At 48.6% G+C, this 15,316-nt stretch carries 18 protein-coding genes and 10 tRNA genes (1 of these 28 running past the window's edge); 26 read left to right on the forward strand and 2 right to left on the reverse strand.

All coding sequences use genetic code 11. The features are described 5' to 3' along the window. Positions 1-49: 49 nt before the first annotated feature. Complete coding sequence (locus tag ACXAGL_RS09290; protein WP_474972234.1) at positions 50-820, reverse strand: rhomboid family intramembrane serine protease; 771 nt, start codon at positions 818-820, stop codon at positions 50-52. 130 nt (positions 821-950) lie between these two features. Between ACXAGL_RS09290 and acpS the strand changes: the two genes are divergently transcribed. From acpS to ACXAGL_RS09365, 15 genes are all read left to right on the forward strand, one after another. After that, the gene (acpS, locus tag ACXAGL_RS09295; RefSeq protein ID WP_474967190.1) at positions 951-1,316 is read left to right on the forward strand and encodes a holo-ACP synthase; all 366 of its coding nucleotides are present in this window, start codon (positions 951-953) and stop codon (positions 1,314-1,316) included. A 62-nt stretch (positions 1,317-1,378) separates the two neighbouring features. Further along, the gene (locus tag ACXAGL_RS09300; protein ID WP_474990901.1) at positions 1,379-2,872 is read left to right on the forward strand and encodes an NAD(P)H-hydrate dehydratase; all 1,494 of its coding nucleotides are present in this window, start codon (positions 1,379-1,381) and stop codon (positions 2,870-2,872) included. Between the two features lie 42 nt (positions 2,873-2,914). Further along, on the forward strand, positions 2,915-3,943 hold the full coding sequence (locus ACXAGL_RS09305) for a LolA family protein (RefSeq protein WP_474967192.1): 1,029 nt from the start codon (positions 2,915-2,917) through the stop codon (positions 3,941-3,943). 162 nt (positions 3,944-4,105) lie between these two features. Then, the gene (gene alr / locus ACXAGL_RS09310; protein ID WP_474990903.1) at positions 4,106-5,263 is read left to right on the forward strand and encodes an alanine racemase; all 1,158 of its coding nucleotides are present in this window, start codon (positions 4,106-4,108) and stop codon (positions 5,261-5,263) included. Between the two features lie 160 nt (positions 5,264-5,423). Further along, positions 5,424-5,705, forward strand: a complete 282-nt coding sequence (locus ACXAGL_RS09315; RefSeq protein ID WP_027956786.1) for a CopG family ribbon-helix-helix protein — start codon at positions 5,424-5,426, stop codon at positions 5,703-5,705. A gap of 5 nt (positions 5,706-5,710) precedes the next feature. Beyond that, complete coding sequence (locus tag ACXAGL_RS09320; protein WP_027956785.1) at positions 5,711-6,061, forward strand: type II toxin-antitoxin system PemK/MazF family toxin; 351 nt, start codon at positions 5,711-5,713, stop codon at positions 6,059-6,061. Between the two features lie 227 nt (positions 6,062-6,288). Further along, positions 6,289-7,158, forward strand: a complete 870-nt coding sequence (locus ACXAGL_RS09325; protein ID WP_027956784.1) for an RsbT co-antagonist protein RsbRA — start codon at positions 6,289-6,291, stop codon at positions 7,156-7,158. A 5-nt stretch (positions 7,159-7,163) separates the two neighbouring features. Beyond that, a complete protein-coding gene (locus tag ACXAGL_RS09330) occupies positions 7,164-7,520 on the forward strand; it encodes an STAS domain-containing protein (protein ID WP_027956783.1) in 357 nt (118 codons plus the stop codon). Positions 7,521-7,522: 2 nt separating this feature from the next. Then, positions 7,523-7,924, forward strand: a complete 402-nt coding sequence (locus tag ACXAGL_RS09335; protein WP_474990905.1) for an anti-sigma regulatory factor — start codon at positions 7,523-7,525, stop codon at positions 7,922-7,924. Positions 7,925-7,938: 14 nt separating this feature from the next. After that, positions 7,939-8,949, forward strand: coding sequence for a SpoIIE family protein phosphatase (locus tag ACXAGL_RS09340; protein WP_474967195.1), 1,011 nt, complete (start codon positions 7,939-7,941; stop codon positions 8,947-8,949). A gap of 62 nt (positions 8,950-9,011) precedes the next feature. Continuing rightward, positions 9,012-9,338 (forward strand): STAS domain-containing protein, encoded by a 327-nt coding sequence (locus ACXAGL_RS09345; protein ID WP_474972230.1) that lies wholly within the window; start codon positions 9,012-9,014, stop codon positions 9,336-9,338. 2 nt (positions 9,339-9,340) lie between these two features. Next, positions 9,341-9,817: an anti-sigma B factor RsbW gene (rsbW, locus tag ACXAGL_RS09350; RefSeq protein ID WP_474970330.1), complete on the forward strand. Its 477-nt coding sequence runs from the start codon at positions 9,341-9,343 to the stop codon at positions 9,815-9,817. After that, on the forward strand, positions 9,789-10,568 hold the full coding sequence (gene sigB / locus ACXAGL_RS09355) for an RNA polymerase sigma factor SigB (protein ID WP_027956778.1): 780 nt from the start codon (positions 9,789-9,791) through the stop codon (positions 10,566-10,568). The genes rsbW and sigB overlap by 29 nt, the downstream gene beginning before the upstream one ends. Positions 10,569-10,588: 20 nt before the next feature. After that, a complete protein-coding gene (locus ACXAGL_RS09360) occupies positions 10,589-11,164 on the forward strand; it encodes a SpoIIE family protein phosphatase (RefSeq protein ID WP_474990907.1) in 576 nt (191 codons plus the stop codon). Between the two features lie 129 nt (positions 11,165-11,293). After that, a complete protein-coding gene (locus ACXAGL_RS09365) occupies positions 11,294-13,465 on the forward strand; it encodes a Tex family protein (RefSeq protein WP_474967198.1) in 2,172 nt (723 codons plus the stop codon). A 34-nt stretch (positions 13,466-13,499) separates the two neighbouring features. Here ACXAGL_RS09365 and cmpA read toward each other — a convergent pair whose 3' ends face one another. Next, positions 13,500-13,610 carry a cortex morphogenetic protein CmpA gene (cmpA, locus tag ACXAGL_RS09370; protein WP_474967199.1) on the reverse strand — a complete coding sequence of 37 codons (111 nt, stop codon included), beginning with the start codon at positions 13,608-13,610 and terminating at the stop codon, positions 13,500-13,502. Between the two features lie 74 nt (positions 13,611-13,684). On the opposite strand from cmpA, the gene ACXAGL_RS09375 reads away from it, so the two are divergent. From ACXAGL_RS09375 to ACXAGL_RS09425, 11 genes are all read left to right on the forward strand, one after another. Then, positions 13,685-14,137, forward strand: coding sequence for a SprT family protein (locus ACXAGL_RS09375; protein WP_474990909.1), 453 nt, complete (start codon positions 13,685-13,687; stop codon positions 14,135-14,137). A 173-nt stretch (positions 14,138-14,310) separates the two neighbouring features. Next, positions 14,311-14,385, forward strand: a tRNA-Asn gene (locus ACXAGL_RS09380). Positions 14,386-14,389: 4 nt separating this feature from the next. After that, positions 14,390-14,480 (forward strand) — tRNA-Ser (locus ACXAGL_RS09385). 10 nt (positions 14,481-14,490) lie between these two features. Further along, positions 14,491-14,562, forward strand: a tRNA-Glu gene (locus ACXAGL_RS09390). 20 nt (positions 14,563-14,582) lie between these two features. Continuing rightward, a tRNA-Asp gene (locus tag ACXAGL_RS09395) sits at positions 14,583-14,659 on the forward strand. A gap of 7 nt (positions 14,660-14,666) precedes the next feature. Continuing rightward, positions 14,667-14,741 (forward strand) — tRNA-Gln (locus tag ACXAGL_RS09400). A gap of 108 nt (positions 14,742-14,849) precedes the next feature. Further along, positions 14,850-14,925: transfer RNA gene (locus tag ACXAGL_RS09405), tRNA-Lys, on the forward strand. Positions 14,926-14,932: 7 nt separating this feature from the next. Continuing rightward, positions 14,933-15,014, forward strand: a tRNA-Leu gene (locus ACXAGL_RS09410). Positions 15,015-15,053: 39 nt separating this feature from the next. Continuing rightward, positions 15,054-15,141, forward strand: a tRNA-Leu gene (locus tag ACXAGL_RS09415). A gap of 87 nt (positions 15,142-15,228) precedes the next feature. Beyond that, positions 15,229-15,305 (forward strand) — tRNA-Arg (locus ACXAGL_RS09420). Between the two features lie 6 nt (positions 15,306-15,311). Continuing rightward, positions 15,312-15,316, forward strand: a tRNA-Pro gene (locus ACXAGL_RS09425) (it continues 72 nt past the right edge of the window).

The raw sequence follows: 15,316 nt of genomic DNA on the forward strand, positions 1-15,316 counted from the left end.
TCAGGAAGCGGATCTTTTTTTGTTTCAAGGGAGCGGTCCGGCGCACGAATTAAAGGGATCGGTTCACAAGCGCAAACAAGGCGAGGAAAATGATAATGCCCCACAATACATATTTTCCGATCCCTCCACGGCCGAACCGTCGTTTTTTCCACCGGTTGGGGTCGAAGGAAATCTCATCACTGTCCCGGCGGGAATGACGGGTGCGGATCTGCCATAGGGAAAAGGGACGGGCGTTTTTTAAGATGGCAGGGGCGATGGCGAAGCCGCCGATCAAACCGAACAGATGGCCGAGCACGTTGATGTTCGGACGGGTGAACGTCATGAAAAGCCCGAGAGCGAAGATGACGATGATGATCTGTGCATTGGCCTGATCGATGAAGTGCTTCCGAAACAGCACCATAAACAGATACACCCCGAAAATCCCGAAGATGGCTCCGGATGCACCGAGGTGCGCGTAGTAAGCATCGGGGTTTACGATAAATGTCCCGATGTTCCCGGCAATACCGGCGGCCAGGTACATGACGATAAACCGGACGCGGCCGAGCATCTGTTCAAGCGCAGGTCCGAACAGGACGAGGGAGAAGGAATTGAATACGGCGTGCATGAAGCCGGCATGCAGAAAGATGGGGGTGATCAGCCTCCAGTACTCTCCATTTAATACGAGTACGTTCACGCCGATGCCCCACTGCTTCAAGTCGACAGCAAAACCAAGCTGAAGGAAATCCGCAAGCAGCCATAACGCAAAATGGATTCCGACAAGCGCAGAAACCACTGGATAAAATCTCAGAAACTCTTTGAAGCTTTCTGTTCGTAAAAACATGACATTCGTCTCCTTTGTGATGTCTTGTTATCTAAAAGTGTAGTCCCACCACCGTCTGCGTATTCTTTTTTTAACAAAGGTACGTTCGGGTATACTGGTGGTAGATGAATAAGGAAAAGGGAGATGCTGTGTGATCAGAGGAATCGGAATCGATATGGTTGAAATCGATCGTATTAAACAAAGTATAAAGCGTCAGCCGCGCTTTGTTCAAAGAATATTAACGGAAAATGAATATCAGCGCTGTCATAACCTTAAAGAACAGCGTCAGGCGGAGTTTGCCGCCGGGCGCTTCGCTGCCAAAGAAGCCTTCTCAAAGGCGGCTGGGACCGGCATCGGAGCTCTCGGTTTTCAGGATATGGAAATTCTGCCATCGGAAAAAGGCGCCCCGCAGATGACCGTCAAGGGCTTTGAATCCTTCCACATCTGGGTATCGATCACCCACAGCCGGACTCATGCGGTCGCCCAGGTGGTTTTGGAAGAGAGCGGCCGGGAATAGACAGGCAAGACATAATTGAACCGCTTGTCTCATAACATGTAATGCGGGTAGGAGGGAACGAGTTGGATATTGTAACCGCACAAGAGATGTACGAACGGGATCAGGCTGCAGCGGAAGCCGGACTGGCAGGATCCATGCTCATGGAGAATGCCGGACGTGCGACCGCCTATGATCTGGTTAAACACATGCAGAAATCGGACCGCATCATCGTATGGATCGGTGCGGGAAGCAATGGAGGAGACGGATTTGTGATTGCGCGTACCCTTTTGAACCTTGGGTACACGGCTGAGGCTGTGCAGGTCGTTCCGGACGAGAAAATTAAGGGAGACGCCGCCGTGCATAAGCAGATCTTCCAAGCTTCCGGTCACACAGTGAAAAAATGGACGGATGTGGAAGACGCGGAAGGATACCTGCTGCGTGCGGATGTTTCCATTGATGCCATGCTCGGCATCGGCGTCCAGGGTGATCTGCGTGACCCTTATAAACAAATCGTCCAGCACTGTAATGAAGCTTCTCTACTTCGTCTTGCCGTCGACCTCCCAACCGGCGTTCCTGCGGATGAAGGAGTAGAGGAATTCACAGCATACAAAGCTGATTACACCTCGGTGATTGAAGCTCCGAAACTGAGTGCGTTTCTCCAGCATACACAGCCCTGGTACGGGCAGTGGTCCGTCGTTGAAATCGGTATTCCGCCACAGGCTGCTCCTGCCGTGCGCCGGAGCATGTGGACGGTGGAGGATGTGAAACGGACGCTCCCTTCCCGTGATGATCATTCGCATAAAGGTTCCCATGGCAGAGGTCTGGTCATCGGAGGGTCTATGTTGATGCCTGGGTCTGCAGCGATGACGTCGCGGGCGGCCCTTAGAAGTGGGGCCGGGCTGATCGCCATCGCCACGGAGGAAGGAGCGGTTCCGTCCATATCCCCTTATGTCCAGGAGGCCACTTTTGTGGAAAGGGAGACAATGGACCTCTCCACCTATGATGGTGTAGCGGCCGGTATGGGCATCGGCAGGGGAGCAGAGGCCCAGGCGTTGATCCGTCGTGTGGTCACTCATACTAAAGGGCCGCTGCTGATTGATGCGGACGGGTTGTATGTGCTGAAAGACTTTCTTGGGGAAGTGGAAAAGAGGCAGGAACCGACCATCCTCACTCCACATCCGGGAGAGTTTGCTCATCTGACCGGGCGATCGATCAAGGACGTGCTGCTTTCTCCGTTCTCCCTGGCTGAAGCTTTCGCGCGCCGGCATGGGGTTTACCTCGTCTTGAAAGGGCCGGCAACGATCATTACCGCCCCTGACGGCCGGCAGCGTGTCGATACCACGGGGAATGCGGGCCTTGCCAAGGGTGGAAGTGGGGACGCCCTGGCCGGCATCCTGCTGGCGATGCTGATGCAGTCACAATCCATGTTGGACGGACTCAGCAGCGGCTGTGTCCTGCACGGCCATACCGCCGATCAGCTCGTGCAGCAGGGACGGTCGAAAGTGGATCTGCTGGCCACCGATGTAATAGAAGGCCTGCCCGGAACCTTTCGTACACTCTCTTCATCCATAACTTAACGTTCCCTTTGTCCATAAGTAGAGACAAAGGAGTGGAGTCTGATGCAAAGACGTTTTCTGATCCTTTTATTCAGCCTGTTCATCCTGGGGGCTCTGACCGCGTGCGGCTCCCAGTCAAAAGAGGACGTAGTCAAGAAGCTTGAGAAGCAGACAGAAGAGATGGCGGGTTATAAAACGGAAGCAAACATGAAGATGCGCACAGGCAAGGAAGAGCAGAAGTACCATATTCAAGTATGGCACAAGAAAGATGATTACTACCGCGTGAAACTTCAGAATGATCAGGACGAAAAGGGAAGTCAGGTCATTCTGAAAAACGATACCGGCGTCTATGTCCTCACTCCGGCTTTGAATAAGAGTTTCAAATTCCAGAGTGACTGGCCGCAGAATACAAGTCAGCCCTATTTATTCGCTTCTCTTTTAAATGATATCAAGGCCGACCCGGAAGCCGAATTCACCGCAACCGAAAACTATTTTAAATTCAAGACGAAAACCAACTATCAAAACAACAAAACACTCCCTTATCAGGAAATTTATTTCGATAAAAAATCCTACCAGCCGGTTATGGTCAAAGTTTTCGATCAGGATATGAATGCGCTCGTGGAGGTCTCTTTTGCGAATTTCACAAAAGATGACTCGCTGAAAAAAGAAGATTTCGATGTAGACAAGAATATGGCGATGTCTCCGGCTGAGGCTCCAGTAGCGAATATGGATGGGGCGGAAGAAGAGCTTGAGGAAGTGCTGTACCCACAGGAAACCTTCGGTGCAGAGCTTGCGGAAGAACGCGAAGTAAAGACAGATGACGGCAAACGCATGATCATGACATATGCCGGAGAGAAAAACTTCACACTCGTTCAGGAAAAGGCAGAAGTGCAGCCGGCCAGTGCCGGGTATTCTGTCCACGTGAACGGAGATCCGGTGCAGCTGGATGACGGTGTCATTGCTGCGCTAGAGCACAACCGTCTGGAGTGGAGTCATAACGGAACGACCTACCAGCTTGCAAGTAATGAGCTGACCCAGGAAGAAATGGTCTCCGTTGCCAGTTCGATCAACCATGGGGCTATGGTGAAATAGTTGAAAGTGGAGCAGGCGTCCTCGTCTGCTTTTATTTTCTTACTTAAACATCCGCAGAAAGCGCTCTGCGGATGTTTGGTATGGGAAAGGAGGTGTCCATTTGACAGGGAGGAATGTTCCGCTCAATAATAATAGGATAGCTAAAGGAGAGGAGCGGGCAAGGTGCAGCAGGATAGATACTACAGAGATTCGATAGCAGAAATTGATTTATCCGCCATTGAAGCAAACATTCAGCAGTTGAGACAGAGGCTTCACCCTGGGACGGGGATCTACGCGGTCGTCAAAGCGGACGCTTACGGGCACGGCGACGTACAGGTCGCTGCCGAGGCCCTGCGTGCGGGAGCAGGTGGACTGGCGGTTGCGATTATGGATGAAGCGCTCAAACTTCGGGACGCGGGCATTGAGGCTCCCCTTCTCGTAATGGGATGGACGCGTCCGGAAGACGCTCCGCTGGCGGCAGCGAACGACATTACCGTCACGGTTTTCCAGAAGGAATGGCTGCATCACGTGCAGACGGACGCATGCCCGAAGCCGCTGTCGATTCATTTGAAGCTCGATACAGGTATGGGAAGAATCGGAGTCCGTGACACGGAAGAAATGGACGCCGTCCTTGAAGCCGTTAAAGCAGAAGATATGTTCCGGCTGAAAGGAATCTTCACCCATTTTGCCACGGCAGATGATGAGGATACGAGCTATTATCAGAGGCAGGCGGACGAATTTCAGCGATTGATGGACCATTTTAAGAGGGTTTGGCCGGAAGATGTCGAAATACATACGAGTAACAGTGCGACAAGCATGCGTTTTCCAGAGCGGATGGACCACTTTGTCCGTTTCGGGATCAGCATGTACGGACTATATCCATCCGCAGATGTGAAAGAGGGACGCCCGATAGAATTGACACCTGCCTTTTCCCTGACCAGCTGTCTGGTTCACGTGAAGCAGGTGGGACCGGGGGAATCGATCAGCTACGGAGCGACGTATACAACAGATAAAGAGGAATGGATCGGAACCGTTCCATTGGGTTATGCCGATGGCTGGATCCGCCGGCTGCAGGGCATGGAAGTCCTTGTCGACGGGAAACGTCATCCGATTGTCGGAAGAATCTGCATGGATCAATTCATGATTCGGCTGGATCAGGAATATCCTATAGGGACAAAGGTTACCTTAATTGGTAAACAGGGGAATGGCGAAGTAACGACAGATGAAGTGGCTGACTATCTGGATACCATCAATTACGAAATTCCCTGCATCATCAGCCGCAGGGTCCCCCGTGTATACCGGAAGGACGGGAAGACCATCGAAGTAAGAAATACGTTGTGACAGGAAGGAACAGGTGCAAGACAAATCTCCCGATGTAAGGATAGAAAGCTGCACAAAACACAAAAAAATTCCAACACGCCTTTGCAATGGACACTCCCGTTTGATAAGATTAGAGTGGACTATTTGACTGGTTTCTTTTGAGAGAAGATGGTGGAGGTGTATGGTTTTGTCCGACAGCATGCAGGAGATTGTCATCCGGATTCCGGATAACCTACTCAATGAAGTGGATGGCTTCATTCAACTCGATAACAGTGATCGGAGCGATTTCATGTGTCAAGCTACTAAAATGTATTTGCGTGAGAAAAAACAACGTCATATTCGGGAATCAATGCGAAGAGGTTATATGGAAATGGCGAAAATTAATTTAAACATCGCTTCAGAAGCGTTTCAAGCTGAAGAGGAGGCCGAACACACCCTGGAGCAATTAGTGAGCGGGGTGTGAAGCCTGTGATAGTCAAACGAGGTGACGTTTATTTCGCTGATTTGTCCCCGGTTGTGGGATCCGAACAAGGCGGCGTTCGTCCTGTACTCATCCTTCAGAATGACATTGGTAATCGCTTCAGCCCGACCGTAATTATTGCTGCGATTACAGCGCAAATACAAAAAGCCAAACTTCCTACTCACGTTGAAATCAATGCAGAAAAATATGGGTTCGAGCGAAATTCTGTGATCCTATTGGAGCAAATCAGAACGATTGACAAGCAGCGTTTGACCGACAAGATCACCCAATTGGACGAACCGATGATGCAGCAGGTGAATAAATCCCTGCAGGTCAGCCTCGGTTTGATCGACTTCTAACTTATCTTTTTTCTTTTTGTTAAAATAAAGTTGCCTCGTATGCAGGCGGCTTTATTTTTTTTGTCGAATGTAGTTTATAATAGAAATACAAAGGGTATTGTTGTTGGCATGTTTTTTTTACAAACGGATTGGTGTAATTACCCGGCCTTTTTTGTTAACATTATACCCAGATAGCAAAAACAGCAGTTGGAAAATATGAAATGGTATCAATGGCGGAGGGTTCGATAATGGATGAACGATTAAAAAACGTAGTGCTGGAACACAGTGACGATATTGTCAATATGTGGTTGAAGGAAGTTGACGCTCATAAAAAGAATGATTATACATCAACGATTTCTGAGGAAATGTTTGAGAATACGAACCGGGAGTTTGTGAATGTCATTTTCTCAAGCATTGAAAAACAGGGATTGTCCTCGGATCTGGATGATTTCTCTGAACGCCTCATTAATCTAGGCTGGCCTTTGAGCTACCTGACGGACGGCATGCAGGTATTCCGCCGCGTTGTAACCGATTTTATACTCAAGCAGTCGGAAAAGGTCAATTCTGACCATTTTTCCGAAATTCTGCGGGAGGTGGATGGATGGGTGGATCCGATCATCAACCGCCTCGTCAATGAGTACTCGGGCAGCTGGGAGCACATCGTATCCCTGCAGCGGGTCGCTCTGCAGGAACTGTCAGCACCGCTGATACCGGTGATGGATAACATTACGATCATGCCTCTGATCGGTACGATTGATACGGAAAGAGCCAAGCTGATCATGGAGAACCTGCTTGATGGAGTGATTAAACACAATGCAGAGGTTGTGCTGATCGATATCACGGGTGTGCCGGTTGTCGATACAATGGTCGCGCATCACATCATCCAGGCGGCAGAAGCGGTCCGTCTAATCGGTTCACGCTGTATCCTTGTCGGTATCCGTCCGGAAATTGCGCAGACGATCGTCAACCTCGGTATCGACCTTGGGAAGTTCCCGACGAAGAGTTCCCTTCGTAAAGGCTTCCAATCAGCTCTTGAGCTGACAAACCGCCGGATTGAGGACACGCGTTCCAATGACCAGGATATTGAAAAACTGATTGATTCGCTAGATGGGGAGTGAAACAAATGAGGATACCTATATTAAAGCTTCATAATTACCTGCTTATTTCCATCCAGATCGATCTTGATGATCAAACGGCTATCCAGTTCCAGGAAGACCTGTTGAAAAAAATCCATGAAAGTGGAGCTACAGGTGTCGTCATTGACCTGACCTCTGTCGACATTATTGATTCGTTTATTGCTAAAGTACTCGGCGATGTCGTGACGATGTCAGATTTGATGGGGGCAAAAGTAGTGCTGACGGGAATTCAGCCTGCGGTAGCCATGACGCTGATTGATTTGGGCATTCATATGCAGGATGTTCCTACAGCATTAGATCTAGAACAAGGATTGATTAAACTTCGCCAGGAATTGGAGGAGTGAGTATGGATTTTCAATCCTGTGTAAACATACAAAAGGAGTGGGACATTGTCGGAGCAAGGCAGCTGGGCCGTGACATCTCTAGAAAAATCGGCTTCGGCACCGTTGACCAGGCAAGGATCGCCACTGCCATCTCGGAATTAGCGAGAAACATTTATTTATATGCAGGGACCGGAAAAGTCTGTTTTGAAACGTTGGAGGATATGAACAAAAAAGGCATCCGGATCGTTGCCATGGACGAAGGACCTGGGATTCAGGACATCAGTCAAGTTATGGAGGACGGCTTTACGACTTCCGGGGGGCTTGGCGCAGGACTTCCAGGGGTAAAGCGGCTGATGGACGAGTTCGATATTATCTCCCGCGTAGGGGAAGGTACGGAAATCAAGGTTGTGAAATGGCTCCGTTAGAGGAGGTATAAACGATGAGTACATTGAAACTCGACTTGGAGAATTACAAAGAGCTGCTGCAGGAGTATATTACTACGAAAGATGAGCAGGCTCTGTATCAGGCAGAGCAGTTCAGTAAATACTCGATGCAGCAGAATATATCACCAGAAGAAATTATTAACGTGCATATTCAATCATTACAGGAAATATACCCGGATATGCCGGAATATATACAGACATCGATGAATTTCCTTTTGGAAACCATGATTTCCTATGGTCTCGCCTATCAGGAGTATCAAACGCTGCGTGAAAAGCAGCTGGAGCTGAAATCCGAAATTTCGGTTGCGGCCAATATGCAGAAAACACTGCTGTCTACGGTGAAGCCGGACATTGATGAGCTGGACGTCGGGGCGCTCAGTGTACCGGCGAAACAGATGAACGGTGACTATCACCACTTTGTCCACGACAACAAAGGCGGCCTGGGTATTGCGGTGGCTGACGTCATCGGAAAAGGCGTGCCGGCCGCTTTATGCATGTCCATGATCAAATATTCCATGGACAGCTTCTCTGAGATGCAGACTGATCCAAGTGTCATTCTGGGCAGCTTGAACCGGGTTGTGGAACGCAATGTGGATGCAAGCATGTTCATTACGATGTTCTATGGCTTGTATAATAACAACAATCATACGTTTACTTATGCTTCTGCCGGTCATGAGCCGGGCTTTTATTATCATAAGGATAAGGACGAATTTGAAGAAATCGATGCTCCGGGCCTTGTTCTCGGTGTATCTCCTGAAATCACCTACACCCAGTATGAGAAACAGGTGGAAAAAGGCGATATGATCGTCCTTTTGACCGATGGTGTGACAGAATGCCGGACGGGCGACCGTTTTATCGAGCAGGAAGAAGTGCTGCACGTTATCAAGCAGTATTCTCATCTGCCGGCACAGGGCATCGTCGACCAGGTGTACAAGCACTTTGAACGCCTGCAGGACTTCCACCTGCGTGATGATTTCACGTTGATCATTCTCAGAAGGAATGTTTAACGTTTTATCGATCCGGGTATTGGCTATTTAGGTTACTTTTCAGCAACACGGGAGGGATATTTATGAATTTATCGATAGATGTAACAAAGAATGACGGCGTGGCGAACGTGATGCTCGGCGGTGAAGTCGATGCATTCACGGCACCTCAGCTTAAAGAGACGCTTCTTCCATTGACGAAGGAACAGGATGTCGTTGAAGTGAATCTTCAAGACGTGAATTATATGGATTCCACAGGACTGGGTGTCTTTATCAGTGCCTTGAAAGCGACGAAAGAACATGACAGCACGCTCCGTCTCGTTCATATGCAGGACCGTGTCTACCGTCTGTTCAAGATTACCGGCCTGACTGAAATTATGAACATCGATTCTACAGTGCAAGGTGGAATGTAATGATGGAACCATTTGATTTTGTTGAAGTGAAGGTGCCTGCAAAAGCGGAATATATCGGAGTCGTGCGTTTGAGCACGTCCGGGATTGCCAACCGCATGGGCTTTTCCTATGAAGATATTGAAGATTTGAAAGTGGCGATTTCAGAAGCGATCACCAACGCCGTCAAACATGCCTACAAAGAAACGGGTGAAGGAGAAATCACCATCGGTTTCGGCGTGTATCAGGACAGACTCGAGGTGATGGTGGCCGATCACGGCGGAAGCTTCAATCTTGGTGAAGTGAAAGAAGACATCGGACCTTATAAGCAGGACGGTGATATTGAAGAGCTCCGCGAAGGCGGATTTGGCCTGTTTTTGATTGATGCCTTAATGGATAAAGTCGAAATCAACAGTAAATATGGAGTGATTGTATTAATGACGAAATACCTCCATGAAACCGGGGTGGGTCATAATGGCGACCAGATCACAACACCACAATGAGGAAATTTACGAATGGATTGCCTACTTACAGGAGAATCCAAAAGATGAGGCTGTACAGGAGAAAGTGGTCCTTGTTTATAAGGACCTTGTAGAGTCCATCGCCCGTAAATATTCGAAGAACAGTACGATCCATGAAGATCTCGTTCAGGTCGGAATGCTCGGCCTGCTGGCAGCGATCCGCAGGTATGATAAGGATTTCGGAAAATCATTCGAATCGTTCGCGATCCCGACCATCATCGGTGAGATTAAACGCTTCATCCGGGATAAGACATGGAGTGTGCACGTACCACGCCGGATTAAGGAACTTGGGCCGAAGATAAAGAAAGCGGCTGAAGAGCTGACGAATATCCAGCAGCGTTCCCCGTCTGTCCTCGAGATTGCTGAATACCTGGAAGTCTCTGAAGAGGATGTACTGGAAACGATGGAAATGGGTAAAAGCTACAAAGCCCTGTCCGTGGACCGTAAAATCGAAGCGGATTCAGATGGAAGTACTGTAACCATTCTCGATCTTATCGGGAATCAGGATGAAGGATACTCCAATATCGATCAGCGGATGCTGCTCGAAAAGGTGCTGCCGATCTTGAGTGAACGGGAACAGGAGATTCTTCAATGCACGTATTTTGAAAACATGAGTCAGAAAGATACAGGTGAGCGGCTGGGCATTTCCCAGATGCACGTATCCCGGCTGCAAAGGCGGGCGCTGCGTAAATTGAGGGAAGCTCTCCAGTCGGAATCGGTTGAGGTGTTCTAGTGGAAAAGGGGAACGAACGGGTGGAGTTATCTGTCTTCCAGAAAGCTAAAAAAGGAAATTATTACTGTGGCGACAGTTATTTTTACCGTGAAACAGATGATGCGTTCCTTTGTGCACTGGCTGATGGCCTCGGCAGTGGAGAGATGGCCAGGGAGTCTTCGAAAGCTGTGATGGAAATCATAGAAGATCATCCTTCTCTTTCTGTAGAGGCGCTTGTAAAAAAATGCAATGAAGTACTGGTCGGCAAACGCGGGGTGGTGCTCGGTATTTTGAAAATCGATTACCATGCGATGACTTATTCGTATTCCTCCATCGGGAATATTGGAGTCATTACTGTAGACCCTGACGGTACACGCCACCGGAATATCCCGCTGGCGGGTTATTTATCCGGGTATTCGAAGTCACTGCGGGTTACTCACGGAAATATCCAGAAAGGGATGATTTTTTTGATGTTCTCTGATGGAGTGAACGACCGCCGCCTGTCTTCAAAGCTCACACATGTACGAAACGCGGAAGAGATTACGTCCTTGTACAAAAATGTGTACGGACAGAACCGCGATGATGATACAACGCTGATCGCGATGGTTTACCATTAAAAATCCTTATTCTTCGGTGTGAATCCGGGAATAAGGATTTTTTAATTCGTTGAACCATCCTGGAACAACGAGGTAAACGCTTCGTTGTTTTGTTACAATAAGAGGGACGTCATTGAAGGAGGTCTTTTTTTGAGTGATTGGAAAAACAGTCCGGAGCTGATTCAGTCAGTAGCCGGACAGATGAAGCTGAAAGAAGGAATTATCCAGCAGGTGATTCAACTGCTGAACGAAGGGAACACCGTCCCGTTCATCGCCCGTTATCGTAAGGAGATGACCGGTGGTCTTGATGAAGTTCAAATTAAAACCATTGAAGATCAGTGGAATTATGCCGTCAACCTTGCTGAGCGTAAAGAGGAAGTCGTTCGCTTGATCGATGAGCAGGGGAAACTAACGGATGAATTGAAAGCCGACATAGAAAAAGCAGAAAAACTCCAGAAGGTGGAGGATCTTTACCGTCCTTACAAGCAGAAAAGGAGGACGCGTGCCACAGTGGCGAAAGAAAAGGGGCTTGAACCTCTGGCCCTTAAAGTATGGGCGCAGGAATCTTTCGGCTTTGAAGCAGAGGCGCAGACGTACATTTCCGAAGAACAGGAGCTGCCGGCTGTTGAAGACGTGCGTGCAGGTGTGAATGACATTCTGGCGGAATGGATATCAGAGGACGCAGCATTCAGGGAAAGAATTCGTAAGCAGACGCATGAGAAAGGCACCATCGCTTCTTCGGAGAAGGACAAGGCCAAGGATGAAAAAGGTGTCTTTGAGATGTACTACGACTACCAGGAGCCCGTCCGTTCCATCGCCTCCCACCGTGTGCTGGCCATGAACCGTGGGGAGAAGGAAGGGATCATCAAGGTTTCTGTCCAACCGCCTGAGGACAGTATTACGCAGTATCTGGAAAAAGAAGTCGTGAAGCGGGGAACAGGCGGAGAACTCAGAGGAATCCTGACAGACGCGATCCAGGACAGCTACAAACGACTCATTCAACCTTCTGTGGAAAGAGAGATCCGCAATTCTCTTTCCGAAGTGGCTGAGGAGCAGGCGATTGATGTGTTTTCGAGCAACCTGCGAAGCCTCCTGCTACAGCCTCCGCTTAAAGGCAAGGTTGTACTTGGAGTTGATCCGGCATACCGTACGGGCTGTAAGCTTGCGGTTATCGATGAAACAGGAAAAGTGCTCGATATCGGAGTCATTTATCCAACCGCACCTAAAAAAGATACCAAAGGCGCAGAAAAGAAACTTCTGTCATTGATGGAACAGTACAACATGGAGCTCATCGCCATTGGAAATGGAACCGCCTCTCGAGAAACAGAGCAGTTCATTAGTGATATGATCCAGAAGCACAGTTGGAAAGCTTCCTATATGATTGTGAACGAAGCGGGAGCCAGTGTGTATTCAGCATCCAAGCTGGCCAGGGAAGAGTTCCCGGATTTTCAAGTCGAAGAAAGAAGCGCGGTATCGATTGCCCGCCGAATCCAGGATCCACTCGCGGAACTGGTGAAAATCGATCCTAAATCCATCGGCGTCGGGCAGTATCAGCATGATGTTACCCAGAAGAAATTGAACGAGTCCCTGACGTTTGTTGTAGAAACGGCCGTCAACCAAGTCGGAGTAAACGTGAATACAGCCTCTGCTTCCCTGCTTCAATATGTATCCGGCTTGAGTAAAACGGTGGCTAATAACATCGTGAAGAAGCGGGAGGAACTCGGGAAGTTTACGAAACGCAGAGAATTGAAGGACATTCCAAGGCTCGGAGCGAAAACGTTCGAACAGAGTATCGGATTTCTCCGGGTACTGGACGGAGAAGAACCGCTCGACCGTACGTCGATCCACCCGGAAAGTTATCAGGCGACAAGGAAGCTGCTTCAGAATCTTGGATTTACAAGTAAGGACCTCGGGGATGGACAATTGGGTGAAAAGCTGAAGCAGATGGACTTGAATGCCGCTTCGGAAGAATTCGGCATTGGTACGCTGACGCTGACAGATATTCAAAAGGCATTGATCCAGCCGGGCCGTGACCCACGTGACGATCTTCCTAAGCCACTGCTCAAGACGAACGTCCTTTCCATGGAGGATTTGGAAGAGGGAATGGAACTGGAAGGAACCGTTCGTAACGTGGTTGATTTCGGTGCGTTCGTCGATATCGGAGTAAAACAGGACGGGCTTGTCCATATATCCAAACTGGCTGACAAATTCGTCAAACATCCGATGGACATGGTCTCTGTTGGAGATGTTGTAACAGTATGGGTGGACAAGGTGGATGTCCAGAAGCAGAGGATTGCTTTGACCATGATTCCTCAATCGTAAAGGGATACCTGGGAGCTGCGGCTTCCGGGTATTTCTATTTATAGAGGTGCTGATAATAGTACCAGCACTGGTTAAGCAGCTTGATCTGATACTTATCTTTATTGAAGAAAGCACGCTCCATCTGTACTTGCAGCCAGGAAGGCATGACGGACAGCTCCTTTCTGTTCCTCTTTTTAAATACGTATGATACAGTATGCACAGAACAGGGGAGGTGTGCTTGTGCAGTCTTTGACACAACAACAGCTGGAAGCATGGACGGACCAATTATCCAAAAAACATTTTGACAAACCATTTGTGGATGATGTATACTTCAACTCTCGTCTTCGAACGACAGGCGGGCGGTACATTCCTTCAAAAAGAACCATTGAAATCAATCCGAAGTATGTTGTAGAATTGGATGGTGCTGAATTAGAAGGGATTATCAAACATGAACTCTGCCACTATCACCTTCATATAGAAGGAAAAGGCTTTGGGCATGGTGATCCTGAATTCAAAGATCTTTTACATAAAACAGACTCTCCGAGATTCTGCGCGCAGCTGCCTTCTGAAAAGAAGAAAGGGTTCCACCATTATGAGTGTGTCCAGTGCGGTCAGACTTATCAGCGGAAGAAGAAGGTGGATACGAAAAAGTATCACTGCGGAAAATGTAAAGGCCGTTTAAAAAAGAAGTAAAAATTGTGTTGACGAACGACTTCTCACATGTTAAATTAAATAAGCCTTAACAAAACAACCAAAAAAACGTAAGAAACTACAATTTTTCACGAAAAAGGGTTTGACATTGCAGGCAGGATGTTATAAGATATTAAACGTCGCCGATAAACGAGCGGCACGAAATGAGACATTATTCCAACGTAGCTCAGTGGTAGAGCAATCGGCTGTTAACCGATCGGTCGTAGGTTCGAATCCTACCGTTGGAGCCATTACGGAGAAGTACTCAAGTGGCTGAAGAGGCGCCCCTGCTAAGGGTGTAGGTCGCGTAAGCGGCGCGAGGGTTCAAATCCCTCCTTCTCCGCCATTTTCTTAATGGCCCGTTGGTCAAGTGGTTAAGACACCGCCCTTTCACGGCGGTATCACGGGTTCGAATCCCGTACGGGTCACTTTGCATCACCCTTTAAGGGGTCCGGTAGTTCAGTTGGTTAGAATGCCTGCCTGTCACGCAGGAGGTCGCGGGTTCGAGTCCCGTCCGGACCGCCATTATCTTTGGGCCATAGCCAAGCGGTAAGGCAACGGTTTTTGGTACCGTCATGCGCTGGTTCGAATCCAGCTGGCCCAGCCATTTTTTCTTCGGAAAAAGGATGGACAACATTATCAATAAGATGTATGATGGTTCTTGTGCTTTTAAAAAGAACAAATCATTTTCAAGTGTAATAGATTCCTTTCTTTAGAGCCATTAGCTCAGCTGGTAGAGCATCTGACTTTTAATCAGAGGGTCGAAGGTTCGAATCCTTCATGGCTCACCATTTATTTGCGGGTGTGGTGGAATTGGCAGACACGCTAGATTTAGGATCTAGTGCTTCACGGCGTGGGGGTTCAAGTCCCTCCACCCGCACTTTAATTACCATGATCAGCATTCCATTATAATAATGCTGCGGTCGTGGCGGAATCGGCAGACGCGCTAGGTTGAGGGCCTAGTGGGAGTTAATCCCGTGGAGGTTCAAGTCCTCTCGACCGCACCAACTAATTTCTTTAAAAAAGTTGTTGCAATCGACACGGAAACGTGTTAAGATAGAAAAGTCGCTTTCAACGCAAAGCTATTATAAAATGCGCCCGTAGCTCAATTGGATAGAGCGTCTGACTACGGATCAGAAGGTTAGGGGTTCGACTCCTCTCGGGCGCGCCATTTTAACGGGA

Source organism: Halobacillus sp. ABA4_118, from assembly GCF_056160205.1.